Annotated in this window: 20 protein-coding genes and 1 riboswitch; of the genes, 18 read left to right on the forward strand and 2 right to left on the reverse strand. The window is 36.7% G+C overall.

Annotated features, from left to right (window positions below; translation table 11 throughout):
• Positions 1-11 precede the first annotated feature (11 nt).
• The 18 genes from FAF07_RS11695 to FAF07_RS11780 all read left to right on the forward strand — a co-directional run bounded on the left by FAF07_RS11695 (position 12) and on the right by FAF07_RS11780 (position 18437).
• On the forward strand, positions 12-431 hold the full coding sequence (locus FAF07_RS11695; RefSeq protein WP_142785274.1) for an RrF2 family transcriptional regulator: 420 nt from the start codon (positions 12-14) through the stop codon (positions 429-431).
• Positions 432-593: 162 nt separating this feature from the next.
• Positions 594-860 carry a DUF2061 domain-containing protein gene (locus FAF07_RS11700; RefSeq protein ID WP_142785275.1) on the forward strand — a complete coding sequence of 89 codons (267 nt, stop codon included), beginning with the start codon at positions 594-596 and terminating at the stop codon, positions 858-860.
• Positions 860-1480: a phosphoadenosine phosphosulfate reductase domain-containing protein gene (locus FAF07_RS11705; protein WP_142785276.1), complete on the forward strand. Its 621-nt coding sequence runs from the start codon at positions 860-862 to the stop codon at positions 1478-1480. Before FAF07_RS11700 ends, FAF07_RS11705 begins: the two co-directional genes overlap by 1 nt.
• A gap of 113 nt (positions 1481-1593) precedes the next feature.
• A complete protein-coding gene (gene cysD / locus FAF07_RS11710; RefSeq protein WP_142785277.1) occupies positions 1594-2499 on the forward strand; it encodes a sulfate adenylyltransferase subunit CysD in 906 nt (301 codons plus the stop codon).
• A gap of 127 nt (positions 2500-2626) precedes the next feature.
• Positions 2627-3874 carry a sulfate adenylyltransferase subunit 1 gene (locus tag FAF07_RS11715; protein ID WP_142785278.1) on the forward strand — a complete coding sequence of 416 codons (1248 nt, stop codon included), beginning with the start codon at positions 2627-2629 and terminating at the stop codon, positions 3872-3874.
• Between the two features lie 225 nt (positions 3875-4099).
• A complete protein-coding gene (locus tag FAF07_RS11720) occupies positions 4100-6208 on the forward strand; it encodes a HEPN domain-containing protein (RefSeq protein WP_142785279.1) in 2109 nt (702 codons plus the stop codon).
• A 38-nt stretch (positions 6209-6246) separates the two neighbouring features.
• Positions 6247-7053, forward strand: a complete 807-nt coding sequence (gene cobA, locus FAF07_RS11725; protein WP_142785280.1) for a uroporphyrinogen-III C-methyltransferase — start codon at positions 6247-6249, stop codon at positions 7051-7053.
• Complete coding sequence (locus FAF07_RS11730) at positions 7053-7703, forward strand: precorrin-2 dehydrogenase/sirohydrochlorin ferrochelatase family protein (RefSeq protein WP_142785281.1); 651 nt, start codon at positions 7053-7055, stop codon at positions 7701-7703. The genes cobA and FAF07_RS11730 overlap by 1 nt, the downstream gene beginning before the upstream one ends.
• On the forward strand, positions 7700-8752 hold the full coding sequence (locus FAF07_RS11735; RefSeq protein ID WP_142785282.1) for an NAD(P)/FAD-dependent oxidoreductase: 1053 nt from the start codon (positions 7700-7702) through the stop codon (positions 8750-8752). Before FAF07_RS11730 ends, FAF07_RS11735 begins: the two co-directional genes overlap by 4 nt.
• A gap of 123 nt (positions 8753-8875) precedes the next feature.
• On the forward strand, positions 8876-9619 hold the full coding sequence (gene epsC, locus FAF07_RS11740) for a serine O-acetyltransferase EpsC (protein WP_142785283.1): 744 nt from the start codon (positions 8876-8878) through the stop codon (positions 9617-9619).
• Complete coding sequence (cysM, locus tag FAF07_RS11745) at positions 9603-10493, forward strand: cysteine synthase CysM (RefSeq protein ID WP_142785284.1); 891 nt, start codon at positions 9603-9605, stop codon at positions 10491-10493. Before epsC ends, cysM begins: the two co-directional genes overlap by 17 nt.
• Positions 10494-10596: 103 nt before the next feature.
• Positions 10597-10706, forward strand: a riboswitch (SAM riboswitch).
• Between the two features lie 53 nt (positions 10707-10759).
• Positions 10760-11773, forward strand: a complete 1014-nt coding sequence (locus FAF07_RS11750) for a homocysteine S-methyltransferase family protein (RefSeq protein WP_142785285.1) — start codon at positions 10760-10762, stop codon at positions 11771-11773.
• Positions 11774-11782: 9 nt separating this feature from the next.
• Positions 11783-12064: an antibiotic biosynthesis monooxygenase family protein gene (locus tag FAF07_RS11755; protein ID WP_142785286.1), complete on the forward strand. Its 282-nt coding sequence runs from the start codon at positions 11783-11785 to the stop codon at positions 12062-12064.
• Positions 12064-14739 (forward strand): methionine synthase, encoded by a 2676-nt coding sequence (metH, locus tag FAF07_RS11760; protein WP_142786608.1) that lies wholly within the window; start codon positions 12064-12066, stop codon positions 14737-14739. The genes FAF07_RS11755 and metH overlap by 1 nt, the downstream gene beginning before the upstream one ends.
• Positions 14740-15152: 413 nt before the next feature.
• The gene (gene metF / locus FAF07_RS11765; protein WP_142785287.1) at positions 15153-16109 is read left to right on the forward strand and encodes a methylenetetrahydrofolate reductase [NAD(P)H]; all 957 of its coding nucleotides are present in this window, start codon (positions 15153-15155) and stop codon (positions 16107-16109) included.
• A 37-nt stretch (positions 16110-16146) separates the two neighbouring features.
• Positions 16147-17244 carry an acyloxyacyl hydrolase gene (locus tag FAF07_RS11770; protein WP_142785288.1) on the forward strand — a complete coding sequence of 366 codons (1098 nt, stop codon included), beginning with the start codon at positions 16147-16149 and terminating at the stop codon, positions 17242-17244.
• A 10-nt stretch (positions 17245-17254) separates the two neighbouring features.
• Positions 17255-17680, forward strand: a complete 426-nt coding sequence (locus FAF07_RS11775; RefSeq protein ID WP_142785289.1) for a VOC family protein — start codon at positions 17255-17257, stop codon at positions 17678-17680.
• Positions 17681-17690: 10 nt separating this feature from the next.
• Complete coding sequence (locus tag FAF07_RS11780; protein ID WP_185956430.1) at positions 17691-18437, forward strand: head GIN domain-containing protein; 747 nt, start codon at positions 17691-17693, stop codon at positions 18435-18437.
• Here FAF07_RS11780 and FAF07_RS11785 read toward each other — a convergent pair.
• Positions 18423-19610: an acetate/propionate family kinase gene (locus FAF07_RS11785; protein WP_142785290.1), complete on the reverse strand. Its 1188-nt coding sequence runs from the start codon at positions 19608-19610 to the stop codon at positions 18423-18425. The two genes, FAF07_RS11780 and FAF07_RS11785, sit on opposite strands and share 15 nt — an antisense overlap.
• A gap of 2 nt (positions 19611-19612) precedes the next feature.
• Complete coding sequence (pta, locus tag FAF07_RS11790) at positions 19613-21703, reverse strand: phosphate acetyltransferase (RefSeq protein ID WP_142785291.1); 2091 nt, start codon at positions 21701-21703, stop codon at positions 19613-19615.
• Positions 21704-21746 lie beyond the last annotated feature (43 nt).

Consider the following 21746-nt stretch of genomic DNA (forward strand, 5'->3'; position numbering starts at 1 on the left):
ATCTTAGCACCATGCTATCTAAACGAACAAAATACGGACTAAAAGCGCTCACCTATATTGCTAGAAGTGACCGTGAAAAACCTGTGCAAGTTGGTGAAATTGCTAAAAGCGAAAACATACCTCAAAAATTTTTAGAAGGCATTCTTCTTACCTTGAGGAAGTCTGGAATTTTAGGTTCTAAAAAAGGAAAGCACGGTGGCTATTATCTTCGACACGAGCCATCTGAAATAAAAATGACCGATGTTATGCGCGTGCTTGAGGGTCCCATTGCTATGGTGCCCTGTGTAAGTTTGAATTTTTACGAAAAGTGCGATGATTGTCCAGACGAGCACAAATGTAGTGTCCATAAACTCATGATTCAAGTGAGGGATAATACATTGAAGGTGCTTAGGAATAATACATTAGCAGATCTGTGTTGCCAAAAGGAATAAGAATTTCGTAAAATATCTACTTATTACCAATTTTTTAATTAATGACATACACTCTTTTTTAAAGAATCCTTAAAAGTTGTTAAATAGTTTTGACCTGCTCTATTAATTAATATATTTGTAATTCCTACTAAAACAATAGGATTAATATAAAATTTAGTTAATATGATAATTGACAGCGTATTAAGCAGACAAGTAAAGGCAGGAAAATCGGTAGATGAGTCAAAACAATCAGAAGAAAAAATAAAGCGGAGTTTGGCTAAAACCATTAGTTGGAGGGTCATAGGAACACTGGATACGCTCCTTTTATCTTGGCTTATAACCGGAGAAGCTACTTTGGCTTTCACTATAGCATCCGTAGAATTTGCATCCAAAATGGTATTGTATTTCTTTCACGAACGCGCATGGAATAATATAAAATGGGGAAAGTAATGATCGATCAAAATCAAATAGATAAATCAAATACGCTTTTTAAAGACGAAAATCCTTCGGCGATCATCAAGAAGGCTTTAGAGCTTAGTCAAGAAGCCGTTGTAACAACAAATTTTAGACCCTACGAAGCAGTAATTTTGCATGCCGTAAAAACTGTTAAAGTAAGCATCCCCGTGGTTTGGTGCGATACAGGTTATAATACTCCACAAACCTATAAACACGCAGAACAAGTTATTAAAAATTTAAAATTAAATGTGTTTTTATATGTACCAAAACAAACATCGGCGCACCGCGATGTGGTGATGGGAATTCCAAGCGTGGATGCCCCAGAACATGCTTTATTTACAGAGCAAGTCAAGTTAGAGCCTTTCAAAAGAGCGATGGAAGAGCATAAGCCTAAAGTTTGGTTTACAAACTTGCGCCAAGGGCAAACAGCCTTTAGAGACAGTATCGGAATTTTTAGTCTAAGTAAAGATGGTATTTTGAAAGTCAGCCCATTTTACTATTGGTCAGACGAAAAATTAGACACTTATTTAGGCGACAATAACTTACCCAATGAGTTTAAATATTTCGACCCCACAAAGGCTTTAGAAAACAGAGAGTGTGGCTTGCATGCATAATCAGTTGGCAGTACTCAGTTGGCAGTAGCAGTATATAAAGAGAGAAAAAATAACAACAAAATTCTTACCTCGCCCGAGTAAGAGTTCCCCTTCGGGGGTTAGGGGGCTTATTTATGAAGAAAGACACATCACATATTAATTCGCTAGAAAACGAAGCCATATATATCATGAGGGAAGTGGCCGCACAGTTTGAAAAACCAGTGTTGTTGTTTTCAGGAGGTAAGGATTCCATAACACTGGTGCGATTAGCAGTAAAAGCCTTTTATCCAGCAAAAGTGCCTTTTCCTTTAATGCACATTGATACCGGACATAATTTCCCAGAAACCATAGAATTCAGGGGTCGTTTGGTTAAAGAATTAGGATTGGAATTGATTGTTCGTAACGTGCAAGACTCCATCGATGAAGGTAAAGTGAAGGAAGAATCGGGGCGTTATGCTAGCAGAAATATGTTGCAAACTACCACGCTTTTAGATGCTATTGAAGAATTTAAGTTTGATGCTTGTATTGGTGGTGCGCGTCGTGATGAAGAAAAGGCAAGAGCTAAAGAACGTATTTTTTCTGTTCGTGATGATTTTGGACAATGGGACGAAAAAAATCAGCGTCCAGAATTGTTCGATATGTTAAATGGAGACATTGATCACGGTCAAAACGTGCGGGTGTTCCCCATTTCAAATTGGACAGAATTAGACGTTTGGTCCTATATAGAAAGAGAAAACATCGAGATTCCTTCTATATATTTTGCACATAAGCGTAAGGTGTTCTTAAGAGACGGTATGATTTGGTCTGCAGATGATGGCATTGTTTACAGGGATGAACACGAAGAAGTTCTTGAAGAAATGGTGCGTTTTAGAACTGTAGGCGATATGAGTTGTACAGCTGCAGTGCTTTCTGAGGCATCGACGATTACTAAAGTGGTAGAAGAAATTAGAGATTCCACAATTTCTGAACGTGGCGCACGTATAGACGATAAACGCTCAGAAGCTGCTATGGAAAAACGTAAACAACAAGGGTACTTTTAAAATTTTATTTTAAAAATTTTGCCTTTAGCTTTTGGCTTTTAGCCTTTAGCAAATTAAACAAATATAAAAATTAGGCTAGCCGCAAATAGCTAATAGCTAAAGGCCAATAGCCAACAGCCAATAAAAAATGGAAGTATTAAAAATTGCAACAGCAGGAAGTGTAGATGATGGGAAAAGTACCTTAATTGGTCGAATACTTTACGACACAAAATCATTAACTACAGATAAGTTGGAAGCCATTGAAAAAACAAGTAAACAACGTGGTTACGATTACTTAGATTTTTCATTAGCTACAGACGGTTTAGTTGCCGAAAGAGAACAGGGCATCACTATAGATGTGGCACATATCTATTTTTCAACAAAAAAGAAAAGCTACATTATTGCCGATACTCCTGGTCATGTGGAGTATACACGTAACATGGTAACAGGGGCTTCAACATCTCAAGCGTCTATCATTTTAATTGATGCCAGAAAAGGGGTTATTGAACAAACTAATCGTCACTTCTTCATCAATAATTTATTAAGAATTAAAGATGTTGTGGTCGCCATTAATAAAATGGATTTGGTTGATTATTCTGAAGAAACCTATAATAAAATCAAAGCAGATTTTTCTGAGTTGATGAGCAAAAGAGATTATCAAGATCAGAAAATAACATTCATCCCGGTAAGTGCTTTAAAGGGCGATAATGTTGTAAATAAATCTGATAATATGCCTTGGTATAAAGGTGAAGCTTTGTTAGAGCATTTAGAGCAATTAGATAAAGCCGATATTTTTAATGTGGGCACACCGCGTTTTCCTGTGCAATATGTTATTCGTCCTAAAACTGAAGATTTTCACGATTATAGAGGTTATGCAGGAAAAGTGTATGGAGGGAATTTAAGTGTTGGTGACGCTATTGTGGTATTACCATCGCAAACAAAATCGAAGATTAAAGCTATTTATTTCTATGATGAAAAATACGAAACGGCATCAAGACGCTCATCGGTAACCATCACTTTGGAAAATGATATTAATGTAAGTCGTGGCGATATGATTGTTAAAGAAGGCGATTTACCAACTATCGAAAAACAATTTACGGCTAATGTCTGTTGGATGGATTCAAACCAGCTAACTGCTGGCACAAAATACGTTGTGCAACATGGTATAAATAAAGTATTGGCAAAAGTAGAGAGAATTCACCATAAAATAAACCCTGATTATTCTGGTATTGAATCAGATGTGTCTGGTTTAAGTGTTAACGATATTGCCAAGGTAACATTCAAATTAAATAAGCCGATTTTCTACGATCAGTTTAAAAATCATAGAACAAATGGGTCGTTTATAATAATAGATCCACAATCAAATAATACGGTTGGAGCCGGATTCATCCAATAAAGCCCCCTAGCCCCCAAAGGGGGAATTAGCAGGTTTGCGAAAAAATAAGAAGAATAAGTTTTTCTGCAAGGTTTCAAAAACCTTGTAGGTATAAATAAAAACATTTTGCTCCTTCCAAGTAAGAATTCCTCCCCTTTGGGAGGCTAGTAGGGGCCTAACAACAATATTCTTACTCCGCCCGAGTAAGAATCCCTCCCCTCTGGGGAGGTTAGAAGGGGCTAGTGTATGCAAAGTTTTAGAACAGAAATAGAGAATCCGGTTGTCCAGAACGATATTATTGAATTAGCCAATAAAATTGAGTTGTTTCACAACGGTAAGATAGACGAAGAAAAATTTAGAAGCCTGCGTTTAGCACGTGGCGTTTACGGTCAGCGACAAGAAGGCGTGCAAATGATTCGTATTAAATTACCTTACGGAAAAGTATTGAGTAATCAATTACGAAGAATTTCAGAGGTTTCTGATGAATATTCAAGAGGTAGATTACACATTACTACCCGTCAAGATATTCAAATCCATTATGTCGATTTAAACCGAACCCCAGAGCTTTGGGCAGAGTTAGAGCGTGATGATGTAACATTGCGTGAAGCTTGCGGTAACACTGTAAGAAACGTAACAGCTTCAGAAACTGCTGGAATTGACATAAACGAACTGTTTGATGTATCACCTTATGCTGATGCTTTATTTCGTTTCTTTTTGCGTAACCCAATCTGTCAAGAAATGGGACGAAAGTTTAAAGTCTCTTTTTCATCTTCAGATGAAGATACGGGACTGTCGTACATGCACGATTTAGGTTTTATTGCGAAGATTGAAAATGGTGTTCGTGGTTTCAAAGTGATGATTGGTGGTGGCTTAGGGTCCCAGCCACGTCATGCAGATGTGCTTTACAATTTTCTGCCTTCAAATAAAATCATTCCAGTAATGGAAGGTGTTTTAAGAATTTTTGATCGTCATGGGGAGCGTAAAAGCCGAACAAAAGCCAGAATTAAATTCTTAATAAAAGATTTAGGATTAGATGCTTTTAAAGCATTAGTTGAAGCCGAACAAAATGCCATTGAATTTAAAACCGTAGCTATTGATGCAGAGACGTATGAAGCTTCAAGACCAGTTGAAGTTACTAAAATTCCTGAAGTAAGAATCAAAGATCAGCTGGCTTATGAAACTTGGAAATCAACAAATCTTATTCCTCAAAAGCAGGATGGTTATATAGCCATCGGTATCAAAGTGCTTTTAGGGGATTTCTACACAGATAAAGCCAGATTATTAGCCAATTTAGTGGAGAACTATGCTGCAGGTGAAATTCGATTAACCTTGCGTCAAAATATTTTAATTCCTTTTGTAAAGGAAGATTTAGTGCCGTTTTTCTATTCAGAATTAGAAAAATTAGGTTTTGTTGAAGCGGGATATAACAAAGCGGTTGACATTACGGCATGTCCGGGAACAGATACCTGTAATTTAGGAATAGCGAGCAGTACAGGAATTGCTGATGAATTAGAACGGGTTATAAAAGTAGAATATCCGCAGTACCTAAAAAACAAGGATCTCGTCATTAAAATAAGTGGTTGCATGAATGCTTGCGGTCAACACAATATGGCTAATATTGGCTTTCAGGGTATGTCTGTTCGTACACCAGAAAAATTGGTTGCACCGGCTTTACAGGTGTTGCTTGGTGGTGGGAATTTAGGTGATGGACAGGGTGTTTTTGCAGATAAAGTGGCTAAGGTCCCAAGTAAAAGGGGACCCGAAGCGCTACGAAGAATTTTAGATGATTTTGAGACCCATGCCCATGGAAAAACGTTTGTTGACTATTATAAGGATACAGGAGACCGTTATTTCTATGACTTGTTAAGCGATTTGCAAGACGTGACCAATTTAACACAGGATGATTTTATTGATTGGGGTGAAGAAGAGAAATATGTAAAGGAAATTGGTGTCGGGGAATGTGCCGGTGTAGTTATTGATTTAATAGCCACATTGTTTTTAGAAAGCGAAGAAAAAATTGAAAATGCCAAAATAGCGTTTGATAATCAAGTGTATTCCAGTGCCATTTATCATGCCTATAGTTCATTGGTAAATTCCGCAAAAGCACTGCTGCTAGCAGAAAATAAAAGAACCAATACCCATGCTGGAATCATTAATCAGTTTGATGAATTTTTTATTAACAATGGCACAATCGACCTAGGTAGTTCTTTTTCAGAATTGATTTATCAAATAAATAAGTTTCCACCAACTGAAGCGTTTGCATCAAAGTATATAGACAATGCGAATCAGTTTTTAGAAAAAGTAAGAGCATTCAGGGAAATTGAAATAAGCAACATTCAGAATAAAGCGGTTTAAAAAGTACCATTCTGAATTTAATGAAGCTTTTTTATTAAATGAATAAGAAAAATAAAAATATAGATTTAGAGAATCCATTTCCCCCTTCGGGGGTTAGGGGGCGATTAACGGTAGTAGGAGCAGGTCCGGGCGATCCAGATCTCATAACACTTAAAGCTATTAGGGCTATAGAATCTGCTAACGTTATTTTATATGACGCTCTTATTAATGAGGAGTTACTTGCGTATGCGTCTTCCGAAACGGAATGTATTTTTGTGGGGAAACGTAAAGGCTGTTATGCATATCAACAAGATCAAATTAACGAACTTATTGTGGTTAAAGCCAAAGAAAAAGGACATGTGGTGCGCTTAAAAGGCGGCGATCCTTTTATTTTTGGCAGAGGCGCTGAAGAAATTGATTATGTTAGACAATTCGGACTGGAAACGGCAGTGGTTCCTGGGATATCGTCGGCTATTGCAGTACCAGCATATCAAGGCATCCCTCTTACAAAACGTGGTGCTTCCGAAAGCTTTTGGGTGGTTACAGCAACCACAAAAGAGCACAAGCTATCAAAGGATATTGTCTTGGCAGCACAATCCACTGCTACTGTTGTTATTTTAATGGGGATGCATAAGTTGGGTGAAATCGTTCAGATTTTTTTAAAAGAAAATAAGCAAGATGAGCCTGTGGCCATTATTCAAAACGGAACGACACAGCATGAAAACGTGGGCATTGGTAACATAAGTACTATTCAAAACATTGTAAAAGAGAAAAATTTATCATCACCTGCAATAATTGTAATTGGTGAGGTTGTAAAAGAACGTGTAACTTTGTCATCAATGTACCAAGAGCTCGCTAATAACTAATGAAAGTACAAGCTGTAAATATTAATGACTCGAAGAATGGTCACTCAACAATCGCATCTGTAAAGGAGCGAAATAATTTATACCCCATTTTTCTAAAGGCAAAAAACTTAAATGTTCTAATTGTCGGCGGTGGTTTTGTGGCTGAAGAAAAATTGACCTTTCTTTTAAAGTCTAGTCCAGATGCACACGTTACTATGGTGTCACCTATGTTTAGAGCAGATACCGTGGCATTAGCAAAAACAGGCTTTGTCACATTGGTTGAAGATGTTTATAAAAAAGACTATTTAAAAGGAAAGCATATCGTGGTGGCAACGACAGATATTCCTAATGTCAATATAAAAGTGTACGAACATTGCCGAAAAAGAAGTATTTTAGTTAATGTTGCTGATAATCCGCCGTATTGCGATTTTTATATGGGTGGGATTGTTACCAAAGGGAATGTGAAAATAGCCATCTCAACAAATGGAAAATCACCAACTACAGCAAAAAGGTTACGCCAATTTTTTGAAGAGGTGATTCCTGAAAATATAGACGATTTGGTTAAAAATTTGAATGTATTTAGAAAAACCATAAAAGGAGATTTCGAACAAAAAGTGGAAACACTTAACGAATTTACTAAGGGATTAATTGCAAAAAGAGAAGTTAAATGATTAAAACAGATATACTTATAATTGGAGCGGGTCCAACAGGATTGTTCACCGTTTTTGAAGCAGGATTATTAAAATTGAAATGTCATTTAATTGATGCTTTGCCTCAACCAGGTGGACAATGCTCAGAAATTTACCCTAAAAAGCCAATTTATGATATTCCAGGTTTTCCTGAAATATTAGCAGGAGATTTAACTAAAAATTTATTGGAACAAGGCAAGCAGTTCGAACCTGGTTTTACGTTAGGCGAGCGCGCCGAAACCATAGAAAAGCAAGATGATGGATCTTTTATTGTAACAACGAATAAAGGCACAAAACATCAAGCACCTGTTGTTGCCATTGCAGGGGGATTAGGCTCTTTCGAGCCCAGAAAACCCGTCCTTGGAGGTATTGCTAATTATGAAGATAAGGGTGTCGAGTATTTTATTAAGGACCCAGAAGTCTACAGAAATAAAAAAGTAGTTATTTCTGGTGGAGGCGATTCTGCACTAGATTGGAGTATCTTTTTAGCCGATGTGGCTTCAGACGTCACCCTCATCCACAGGAGGAATGAATTCAGAGGTGCTTTAGATTCTGTTGAGAAGGTGAGAGAACTCACATTGCTCAATAAAATAAACTTGATAACTCCAGCTGAGGTTACAGGACTGCATGGGAACGGTAAGATAGAATCGGTTACTATAACTAAAGATGGCGAAGAAACACCATTAGAAACCAATCATTTTATACCCTTATTTGGCTTATCACCAAAATTAGGACCAATCGGAAATTGGGGTTTAGAGATTGTTAAAAATGCCATTAAAGTTGATAACACACAAAACTATCAAACCAATATCCCCGGTATTTTTGCCATTGGTGATGTCAATACATATCCTGAAAAGCTAAAGCTCATTCTGTGTGGTTTTCATGAAGCGACTTTAATGTGTCAAGCAGCATATCGCATAATAAACCCAGGTAAAAAGTATGTTTTAAAATATACCACGGTTAGTGGCGTTGATGGTTTTGACGGAACTCGAAAAGAAGCGCCTAAAGCTGTTGTTCAAGCTATAAATTAGTTAAAATATAGAGATCTGCCAGTTTTTAATCCCGATAGCTATCGGGACTGGCAGGTCTGAAACCAAATAAATTTCACAATCCTGCAAGGTTTTAAGCACCTTGTAGGTATTTTTGTTTAAATGATGAAAAGTTATAATGTTTGTTTAAAAGATACGGTTAAAACATTCACGAAGAGATTATTCTATTCGCTGTTTGATTGCGAACAAGAAGTGGCTCAGCAAGACTATTTAGAGGATACATTTCTTAAAATAGTATCTAGCCTAGAAATAAAAGACGGCAATAGCATTTGGGAGTCATTTAAAAAAGAGCTACCTACAATAAGAAAGAAATTAGACTTAGATGCTAGAGCTTTTGAAAAGAATGATCCAGCATGTGAGTGTTTAGAAGAGGTGTATTTGGCTTATCCTGGATTTAACGCAATCTCTATTTATAGATTAAGCCATGAATTATATAAGTTAAAGGTGCGTATTCTTCCTAGAATGATGAGTGAGTGTATTCACGGCATTACTGGAATTGATATTCACCCAGGAGCCACCATTGGTGAATACTTTTATATCGATCATGGAACGGGAATTGTTATTGGTGAAACATCAATTATTGGGAATAAAGTTAAAATTTATCAAGGTGTTACCTTAGGTGGCATTCAAATTTCTAAAGACCTGGCGTCCACGAAAAGACACCCAACTATAAATGATAATGTTACCATTTATGCCAACGCCACAATTTTAGGCGGTGATATCGTTATTGGCGAAAATAGTATTATAGGGGCAAACGTTTGGATTACACAATCGGTACCCGAAAATTCATTAGTAACCTATCAAACAGAAATTAAAATTAGACCAAAAAAGAATGGCATACGAGAATAGTATTATTGGTCAAATTGGCAATACACCTTTAGTTGAGGCAACACATCTTCTTTCAAAAAAAGGGGTGAGATTGTTCTTGAAATTAGAAGGTCATAACCCAGGAGGCAGTGTAAAAGACAGACCTGCTTTCAATATGATTAATGAAGCTTTAAAGCGTGGTGACATAAAAGAAGGAGGGACTTTAGTTGAAGCTACTAGCGGAAATACAGGTATCGCATTGGCTTTTATTTCGAAGTTACTTGGACTGAATATGATACTAATAATGCCTGAAAACTCTACAGAAGAGCGTGTAAAAACAATGCGAGCATATGGTGCTGAAGTCATTTTGACACCTTCTGATATTGGTATTGAAGGATCTAGAGATTTAGCTTTTAAATTACGTGATGAAAAAGGGTATACCTTATTAAATCAGTTTGAAAATGATGATAATTGGAAAGCGCATTATAAAACCACGGGGCCAGAAATTTGGAGAGATACAAATGGTAAAATAACGCATTTTGTATCTGCCATGGGAACCACAGGAACTATAACAGGAGTTTCAACATATTTAAAAGAAAAGAACAAAGACATTATAATTGTTGGGGCACAACCTGCCGATGGCGAGCGTATTCCTGGAATTAGAAAATGGTCACCAGATTACGTGCCTAAATTCTTTGATAGAAGCAAAGTGGATCAAGTTGTTGAAGTTACCGAGGCTCAAGCTAAAGCTATGACCCAGCGATTAGCTAAAGAAGAAGGTATTTTCGCAGGAATGAGCAGTGGTGGCTCCGTATTTAGCGCATTAAAAATAGCAGAAACTATTGATGAAGGCGTCATGGTGGCAATCATATGTGATAGAGGGGATCGGTATTTATCCTCGGCCTTATTTGAATAATCAAGGCAATTTTTTGCAATATATTGTGATATCAAATATATAGTTACTATGTTTGTGTCATAAATCACTGAGTAAGTGATATAAGTTCATAAACGTATTTACAGTGTTATCAAGAAAGGCAGAGGGATTAGACCCGTTGAAGCCTTGGCAACCCTTTATTTTTTAAAGAAGGTGCTACATTCTACTAATTATTCTTAATTAGAAAGATAACGAAAAGTGTTTCTCCTTACTTTTCTTGATGACATACAGATATAAATAATATCAAAATGTCAAACATACATAAAGCTTTACAAGATCGAATTTTGGTTCTAGATGGTGCCATGGGCACAATGCTACAAGCGTATAAATTCAACGAAGCCGATTTTAGAGGCGAACGATTCAAAGATTACCCAACCTCATTACAGGGTAATAACGACCTCCTGTCTATTACCCAACCGCATGCCATTAAAACCATTCACGCTAAGTATTTTGAAGCTGGAGCAGATATTGTGGAAACCAACACTTTTTCAGGAACTACCATTGCTATGGCCGATTATCAAATGCAAGATTTGGTATACGAGCTTAATTATCAATCTGCTAAAATCGCGAAAGAAGTAGCCAATGAATTCACAGCTAAAGAACCTCATAAACCCCGTTTTGTAGCAGGGTCTATTGGACCCACCAATCGGACAGCAAGTATGTCACCCGATGTGAACGATCCAGGTTTTCGAGCCGTAACCTTTAATGATTTGAGAGTCGCTTACAAACAACAAGTGGAGGCACTCATGGACGGCGGCGTAGACATATTGTTAGTAGAAACCGTTTTTGATACCTTAAATGCAAAAGCAGCTTTATTTGCTATAGAAGAAGTTAAAGAAGAACGACATATGGATATTCCCATCATGTTAAGCGGAACGATTACGGATGCTTCTGGCAGAACGCTATCAGGACAAACTGCTGAGGCTTTTTTAATTTCAGTATCACATATTCCTTTATTGTCTATTGGTTTTAATTGTGCCCTAGGCGCTAATTTGTTACAACCTCATTTAGAGGCTATTGCCTCAAAAACCGATTTTGCTATTTCGGCACATCCTAATGCGGGGTTACCAAATGCCTTTGGAGAATATGATGAAACCCCAGAAGAAATGGGTGAGCAAATTGAAGAATATCTAAAAAGGGATTTAATAAATATTATAGGAGGGTGTTGTGGTACAAGCCCAGAGCATATTCGAATGATAGCAAATATTGCAAAAAAATACAAACCACGTCGTCATTCTGAACTTGTTTCAGCATCGCATTAGGAAATAGTTATGATTTTAGAAGTAGCCATATTAAATATAAAGAAAGGTCTTTCTGCAGAATTTGAAATCAATTTTCAAAAGGCAAAAAAGATCATTTCCTCTATGAAAGGCTATGTATCTCACGAATTAAAGAAATGTATCGAGCAAGACGATAAATATATATTATTAGTGAATTGGGAAACGATTGAAGACCATGAAATTGGATTTCGTAGGTCAGAAGAATATCAAGAATGGAAAGCACTATTACATCATTTTTACAACCCATTTCCAATAGTAGAACATTATAAATGATGAAAGTAAAACAAACTAAATATATGCGTTTATCAGGATTAGAACCACTAATCCTAAACGAAAACAGCAATTTTATAAATGTTGGTGAACGAACTAATGTAGCGGGTTCTCGTAAGTTCTTACGATTAATCAAAGAGGGGAAATTTGATGAAGCTTTGGATATTGCACGCCACCAAGTGGATGGTGGTGCACAAATAATTGACATTAATTTTGACGACGGACTTATCGAGGGTAAGGAAGCCATGGTGCGTTTTTTAAATTTGATAGCTGCCGAACCAGATATTTGTCGTGTGCCCATTATGATTGATAGTTCTAAATGGGAAATTATTGAGGCGGGACTGCAAGTGGTTCAAGGTAAGTGCGTGGTAAACTCTATTTCCCTTAAAGAAGGCGAAGAAAAATTTATATGGGAAGCTAAACAAATTAAGCGTTACGGTGCAGCTGTAATAGTTATGGCTTTTGATGAAGAAGGACAAGCAGATAATTATGAGCGCCGTTTAGAAATTGCGAAACGGTCATATGGTATATTGGTCGACATGGTAAACTTTCCTTCGGAAGATATCATTTTCGATTTAAACATATTTCCTGTAGCCACAGGAATGGACGAACATCGCAGAAATGCCATCGATTTTATTGAAGCCACACGTTGGGTTCGCCAAAATTTACCAAATGCCAGTGTAAGTGGAGGTGTTAGCAATGTGTCGTTTTCATTTAGAGGAAACGACGGTGTTCGGGAAGCCATGCACTCCGTTTTTTTATATCATGCCATACAAGCGGGTATGAATATGGGAATAGTAAATCCAGCATTGTTGGAAGTGTATGACGATATTCCAAAGGATTTATTAGAACATGTAGAAGATGTTATTTTAGATAGAAGGGACGATGCCACTGAACGGTTATTGGATTTTGCTGAAACCGTAAAAGGCTCTAAGGTCGAAAAAGGATTGAATTTGTCGTGGCGTGAAAATTCGTTACAAGATAGAATTACACATGCTCTAGTAAAAGGGATTGATGCTTTTATTATTGAAGATGTGGAGCAAGCCAGACAAGAGGCTGAAAAACCAATTGAGGTTATTGAAGGCCATTTAATGATCGGTATGAATGTGGTAGGCGATTTGTTTGGTGCCGGAAAAATGTTTTTGCCACAGGTGGTAAAATCGGCGCGCGTGATGAAAAAAGCGGTTGGGTATTTGAATCCGTTTATTGAAGCTGAAAAAGGCGATAAACAAGAACCCGTTGGTAAAATATTAATGGCAACGGTAAAGGGTGATGTGCATGATATCGGTAAAAATATTGTAAGCGTTGTTTTAGCATGTAACAATTACGAAATCATTGATTTGGGAGTCATGGTGGCACCAGAAAAAATTATTGAAACCGCCATTAAAGAGCGTGTGGATGCTATTGGGTTATCCGGTTTAATTACGCCATCGCTTGATGAAATGGTGTATCTGGCAAAAGAAATGCAGCGTCAGAATTTTGAAGTGCCTTTGCTTATTGGCGGTGCCACAACATCCAAAGCGCATACAGCTGTAAAGATCGATACGCAATATAAAAATGCCGTGGTTCATGTAAATGATGCGTCTAGAGCCGTTACCGTAGTAGGAGATTTATTGAATAAAAAGACCTCCCACGAGTATGTAGTGAATATGAAGAAAGATTATGATGAATTTCGGACTAAGTTTTTAAAACGCGGCAAAGAGAAATCATATATTTCAATTAACGAAGCGCGGCAACGAAAATTTAAAATTGATTGGGAAACTTCTGAAATTGTAAAACCAAAAGAATTTGGTGTACAGATTTTAAAGCAACTAAGACTAAAGGAACTTTTGCCATTTATAGATTGGAGTCCGTTTTTTAGAAGTTGGGATTTACATGGAAAGTATCCGGATATTTTAAAGGATGATGTTGTTGGAGAGCAAGCACGTCAGTTATTTGAAGACGCGCAAGAGTTGATAAATCAAATTATTGCAAAACAACAATTAAAACCGAAAGGTGTTTTTGGATTATTTGAAGCGAATAGTGTAAACGAAGATGATATTTCAATTCAGAAAAAAGGAAAGGAAATAGCAGTTTTTAGAACGTTACGCCAACAATTGAAAAAGCGTGATGGGATTTCAAACATAGCACTTGCAGATTTTGTAGCTCCTAAAGAAAGAGCGAAAACTGATTATATGGGCGCTTTTTGTACAGCCATTTTTGGGGCTCAAGAATTAGCCGATAGTTATAGAGCTAAAGAAGATGATTACAGTGCAATTATGGTGCAAGCCATTGCCGATCGATTTGCCGAAGCTTTTGCAGAATATTTGCATAAGCAAGTAAGAATGAAACATTGGGGATATGCTGCAGATGAAGATTTAAGTAACGATGATTTAATTAAAGAAAGTTATAAAGGGATTCGTCCAGCACCGGGTTATCCTGCATGTCCCGATCATTTAGAAAAGGAAACCATTTGGGAACTATTGGAGGTTGAAAAGTTAATTGGAGTCACATTAACAGAGAGTCTAGCCATGTGGCCAGCGGCGGCAGTATCAGGGTATTATTTTGGAAATCCAGAAGCAAAGTATTTTGGATTAGGTAAAATTACCGATGACCAAGTATCAGACTATGCCATTAGAAAGGGTATAACCAAAGCGAAAGCTCGAAAGTGGTTGCATCCCAATATTGCTGAACAATAAAAGCCCACTTTCCCTATAGCTATTGGGACTCCCGAAGAGGAGTGACAAATTGAGATAGGGAAAAATTGATAAAAAGAAATTAAAATTAAACACATCCATTAAAGCCCCTCCTTTGGAGGGGTTGGGGAGGATTTACATAACAGTGGTGCGTTAGCGATTGTAGCAACATCCTTTTTTGAGATTATCGAAACCAAAATATTTTTTGGTTGAAGATATCGAAGTGAAGCTTTAAAAAAGATATAGCGGAAAGCGCGACCGTGAGCATTTCCTGCAAGGTTTTGGAAACCTTGTAGGTATTAAGCAAAGGGTAACGCCAAAAGAAAAATATAAAAAGCTACTTTAAATCATTTGTGAATTCGTGGCTATAAAGGATAATATTAACCAATTAAAAGGCCCTTAGGGGGGGTAGGGGAATGAAAGTAACAGAACATATTAAAAAAGCAGACAGGAAAACCTTGTTTTCCTTTGAAATTATACCGCCGCAAAAAGGCAGGAATATTCAAGAATTGTATGACAATATTGATCCGTTGATGGAGTTTAATCCGCCATTTATAGATGTAACAACGTCAAGGGAAGAGTATATTTATATTGATAAAGGGGATGGGCTTTTAGATAGAAAAATAACGAGAATGCGTCCAGGAACGGTTGGTATTTGTGCTGCCATTAAACATAAATATAACGTAGATACGATTCCGCATGTGCTTTGCGGCGGTTTTACAAAGGAGGAAACGGAGTATTTGTTGGTAGATTGCCATTATTTGGGTATCGATAATGTGATGGCGTTGCGGGGCGATGCCATGAATCATCAAAAATATTTTGAACCTTCTAAAGGCGGGCACTGTTATGCGACCGAACTGGTAGGGCAGATGAACGATTTGAATCACGGTAAATACTTGCATGATGTGATTGAGTCTGATAATAAAACAGATTTTTGCGTGGGCGTTGCAGGCTATCCGGAGAAGCATTTGGAGGCACCATCCTTAAATAACGACTTAAAACGACTTAAAGAAAAGGTAGATGCTGGTGCAGATTATATAGTGACCCAAATGTTTTTTAATAATGAAAAATATTTTGAGTTTGTGGAAAAAGCTAAGGAATTCGGGATTGATGTGCCCATTATTCCGGGTATTAAACCCATAGCTATAAAGCGCCATTTGCAATTATTACCACAGGTATTTAAGATTGATATTCCTGAAGCACTAATTCATGAAGTTGAAAAGTGCAAGGATAACAAACAAGTACGGCAGGTAGGAATAGATTGGGCTATACAGCAGTCTAAGGAATTGCAAACTTATGGGGTGCCCGTATTGCACTACTATTCTATGGGCAAAAGTGATAATATAAAAGCCATTGCTTCAAAATTATTTTAATTATTCTGTTACATTTGCCACTTAAGCCAACTGGTTAATGAGAATATTATTTTTTTGTATATTTTTCACATGCGTTTCTATTACTTTCTCTCAAGATAAAGAATCTTCGTCTTACATAGATGTCAATTATTTTAAAGGCAATATTGCCTTACATAATAACGATATTTTGCATTTAATTAAAGGGCATCCCGAAGGTGTTATTCTAAGCTGGAATAAAAAAACCTACGGGTTTAACAAGTGGGAACAACGTTTTAATTATCCTGATTATGGTTTTTCCTTTGCTTATCAAAATTTAAAAAATGATGTACTAGGAAATAATTACTCGCTTTACGCGCATTATAACTTTTATTTTTTAAAGCGCAATCTTATGATGCGCATTGGTCAAGGTCTAGCCTATACAACCAATCCTTACGATAAAATCGAGAACTTTAGAAACATTGCTTTTGGTTCGAGGATCATGAGCAGTACGTGCCTCATGTTAAATTATAAAAAGGAGCGCGTCATTGATAACTTTGGGTTGCAGGCGGGAGTTTCTTTAATTCATTATTCAAATGCCAATGTAAAAGCACCCAATACCAGTATTAATTCACTCACTTTTAATTTAGGCGTGACCTATAATTTAGATGAAGATGAACCTGAATTTCAGCAAACTTTAGATGAAAATGATCAAAAATTTACCCAACCAATTAGGTATAATTTTGCTTTTAGAACGGGTATTAATGAAAGTGATATTGTTGGCAGTGGTCAGTTTCCGTTTTACGTTTTTTCAGCCTATGCCGATAAACGTATTAATAGAAAAAGCGCTTTGCAATTGGGAACCGATGTGTTTTTTTCAAACTTTTTAAAAGAATTAATTTATTACCAAAGTGTGTCGTTTCCTGAAGAAAATGTCACTGGCGATGAAGACTATAAACGTGTTGGTGTTTTTACTGGACATGAATTATTTATGAATAAGACCTCTTTAGAAACGCAGCTGGGGTATTATGTGTATTATCCTTTTGACTTTGAAGGGCGTATGTATTTTAGAATAGGCTTGAAACGGTACTTTGGAAAAAAGTGGTTTGGTGCTTTAACATTAAAATCCCATGGTGCAAAAGCCGAGGCTGTCGAATTTGGATTTGGAGTCAGGTTGTAAATTACTAAATATGGAGCAAAGATTAACGATAATAACCCTTGGCGTAAACGACTTAACCAAGTCTTCGAAATTTTATGAAGAGACCTTTGGTTGGAAAAAGATGACATCAAGTAATGAATATATTAGCTTTTTTCAGTTAAATGGCATGTTGTTATCCCTTTATCCTAAAGAAAAACTAGCAGAAGATGCTACGGTTGAAAGTCAAGGTAACGGATTTAAAGGGTTTACTTTAGCCTTTAATACCAGAACAAAAGAAGAGGTTGGTGAATTAATCCAAACACTTGAAGGTAAAGGTGTAAAAGTTGTTAAAAAACCAAAGGCTACGGATTGGGGCGGCTATAGTGGTTACGTTGCAGATGTAGATGATAATCTTTGGGAAATTGCCTATAATCCATTTTTAGCTTTAGATGACAAAGGAAACACCATTCAATCGTAAAGCGTTTACTATGAAAAAAATAATTTACATCCTGTCCTTTTTTCTGATTTTGGCTTGCGATAGCGAAAATGCAGGGGATTGTTTTCAAAAATCAGGAAGCATTATTCAGAAAGAGGTTGTCCTTGAAGGCTTCGATAAGATATTGGTTAATCGGGATGTGGAATTGATAATTAAAGAAGGTGCAGTTCAAAAGGTTGTCATTGAAACTGGGAGTAATCTATTAAATGATGTAAAAGCCGAAGTTGTTGGCGGAAGATTAATTCTTACAGATGATAACGCTTGTAACTATGTGCGCAAATATGGGATTACTAAAGTGTTTGTAACCGCGCCAAAAATTTCTGAAATACGAAGTTCAACACAATATGATATTAGTTCTGATGGAGTTTTAACCTATCCAAATTTAACCGTTTTGTCAGAGGATTTCGGTGCACCAGATACCTTCACGGTTGGCAATTTCAATTTACAAATTGATAATGACACGTTTCGATTGGTTTTCAATAACTTATCCAATTGCTTTATCTCTGGAAAAACTGAAAATTTGAATATCACGTTTGCTGCCGGAACCTCACGGTTTGAAGGGCGGAACTTGATTGCTCAAAATGTTACTATTTGGAATAGAAGTTCTAACGATATGACTGTAAATCCGCAGCAACAAATAACAGGAAAAATTTCAGGAACAGGTGATGTTATTTGTGTAACTCGTCCGCCAGTTATAGACGTGGAACAACAATATAAAGGGGAGCTAATTTTCGAATAATTTAACTGCTTGCTTCGCAATTTCCAACTCTTCATTTGTGGGGACGACCAAAATACTCACTTTAGAACCCTTTGTACTAATTGTCCGGATTGTTCTTGATGTATCATTATTTTTTTCCGAATCGAGATGTATCCCTAAAAAATCTAAATCTTTACAAACGAGTTCTCGCATTAATTTCGAATTTTCTCCAATTCCAGCTGTAAATACAATAGCGTCCAGTCCGTTCAAAATAGCGGTATAACTTCCTATATATTTTTTAATCCGGTATGCATTCATTTCCAAAGCTAATTGGCAAGCCTTATTTCCTTTTTCAGCTTCAGATTCAATTTCTCTTAAGTCACTAAAACCTGTTAAACCAAGCATGCCACTTTTCTTTTGAAAAAGGGTGTTGATTTCATCTAAACTATAATTGTATTTTTCAGCCAAATAAAAGATTATAGAAGGATCAATGTCCCCAGAACGGGTGCCCATTATTAAACCATTAACAGGTGAAAACCCTAAGGAATGATCAATACTTTTACCGTCTTTTATGGCGGTCATGCTACAGCCATTACCTAAATGAATGGTTATTATTTTTGAATTTAACTTCCCTAAATAAGCTATTGTTTTTTCCGAAACATATTTGTGACTTGTGCCATGAAATCCATAAACGCGAATATTGTGCTTTTCTGAAAATTCGTTAGGAATGGCATACTTGTACGCATATTCAGGAATCGTTTGATGGAAAGCTGTGTCGAAAACAGCCACCTGTTTGGCATCTGGAAAAATAAATTCAGCGACCTCAATCCCCGCTAAATTAGGTGGGTTATGTAGAGGTGCTAAAGATGAAAGTGCTCTTATCTTTTCTTTAACCACTTCTGTGATTTCGGTAGTGTCGCTAAAATGCTTCCCACCATGTACCACTCTGTGTCCGACAATATCAATATCGTCAGTAGATTTAATGATGCCTGTTTCCTTATCTAATAGTTGCTTAGCTAATACCTCTAAACCTACTTTATGATTTGGAATGGCAGTTACAATATCTATATTATTTTTGGCAGTTTTAAATTTAAATTTAGCATCTTCAAAACCAATACGTTCTATTATGCCAGAGCATAATATACTTTCTTCGGGCATTGAAAATAGTTGGAATTTTAATGAAGAACTCCCAGAGTTTAAAACTAATACTTGCATATTTATTGTTCTTGAGCTTGAATTGCAGTTATAATTACCGTGCTATAAATATCGTCGGCAGTACAGCCTCTACTAAGATCGTTTACCGGTTTGTTTAATCCTTGTAAAACAGGGCCAATGGCCAAAGCTCCAGTTTCTCTTTGTACGGCTTTGTAGGTGTTGTTACCCGTGTTTAAATCTGGGAAAATTAAAATACTGGCTTGTCCTGCAACCTCAGAATCGGGTAATTTACTTTTACCAATCCGCATATCTACCGCGGCATCATATTGAATAGGGCCTTCAATTTTTAGATTTGGATTTTGTGCTTTAACAATTTCTGTAGCTTCTCGTACCTTTTCTACATCGGCACCTTTTCCTGATGATCCTGAAGAGTATGAAAGCATCGCGATTTTTGGTTCAATGCCAAACTCTTTAGCGGTTTGAGCTGATGAAATAGCAATTTCGGCTAATTCTTTAGAGTTGGGGTTAGGATTAATGGCGCAGTCACCAAACACTGAAATACGATCTTCTAAACACATAAAGAAAACGGAGGACACCAAATTAACCCCAGGTTTTGTTTTTATAAACTGAAGCGCTGGTCTTAAGGTGTGCTGCGTAGTATGCACTGCCCCAGATACCATCCCATCGGCATGCCCTTTATAGATCATCATAGTGCCAAAATAGGATACATCAGGCATGGCGTCTCTAGCCATTTCAAGATTTACGTCCTTGTGTTTTCTGAGCTCATAAAAAGTATTGACATAATCCTCGAAGTGCGGCGATTTGGTTGGTGAAATAATGTTGATATCTTTTGTGTTTAGAGAAATGTCTAATTTTTCAATACGCTCTATTATTTTGTCTGCTTCACCAATAAGTGTGAGTTCCACAACTTGTGCCTTAATGAGTCGTGCCGCTGCTCGCAGAACGCGTTCGTCATAACCTTCGGGTAAAACAATATGTTTTTTATCACTTAATGCCCGTTGTAGTAGCTTATATTGAAACATTCTTGGCGTGAATATATCAGATTCAAAAGTTATGAGCTTGTCGGCTAATTTATCAGTATCTACATGCTTATCGAAAGCAGTAATGGCAGTTCTTATTTTGTCGGTGTTTTCAGCATATATTTTAGATTTAATACTACCGATACTATTGGTTACTTGGTAGGTGCCACCCTTTACGCTAATAATTGGGACGATGCTTGATAATCCTCTAATAAGTTTTAGTATGGATTCTTCAGGAACAAGACCTCCAGTTAGGATAATCCCAGCGATTTTCGGATAATTCTTCGAAATATTTGCTTGCAAGGCTCCTAGAATAATATCGGCTCTATCGCCTGGTGTTATAACAAGCGAATTGTTTTTTAAATACGTTAAGTAATTACGCAATTGCATGGCACCAACGCTAAAATTTTCCGATAGATTATTCAGCATACCCTCTCCGAAAATCACTTTGCCATTTAGGGCTTTTACAATTTCCTTTACTGTTGGGCTTGCTAAATTTGGGATTTTAGGAATGATAGTTATATCTGTTCCGTTGTTTATGCGTGTTTTTAATAAGGATTTTAAAGATGAACGATCTTTAGGCTTGACCTTATTGGTCATAATTGAAAGCACATCAACTTCATGTTTAAAGGTGTCGTGTGCTAGCTGAACATTATCTGCAATTTCTTTTATTCCCTTTTTGTCACCTTGGGTAACAATGATAACTGGCAGGCTTAAATTTTTAGAAATGAGAATATTAATGTCTAACTCTAAACTTGAATTTTCATGAGAAAAATCGGTGCCTTCCACTAAAACGAAATCAAAGCGCTCTTCAAGATATTTGAATTTTTTTATGATTTCATCTATAACTTCTCCAGATTTTCCTTGATTGTATAAATCTAGGACCTCATTTCGCGTATAGGCAAATGTTTTTTTATAATTAATATCTAGTTCGAAATAAGACATCACCGTATTAATATGATTGTCCATGTCTCCTTCCTCAAGATCTTCTATAATTGGCCTGAAATAACCAACTTTAGCCGTCTTGCCTAAAAGCATACGCATTAAACCAAGAACGACAACAGATTTACCGCTATTAGGCTCAATAGTTGCTACATATATTCCTTTACTCATTTTAGTGTTTTTGTAGTATTACAAAGATAGTTTATTCATTACT

Origin of the sequence: Changchengzhania lutea, from assembly GCF_006974145.1 — a bacterium.
GTDB classification, from domain to species: domain Bacteria; phylum Bacteroidota; class Bacteroidia; order Flavobacteriales; family Flavobacteriaceae; genus Changchengzhania; species Changchengzhania lutea.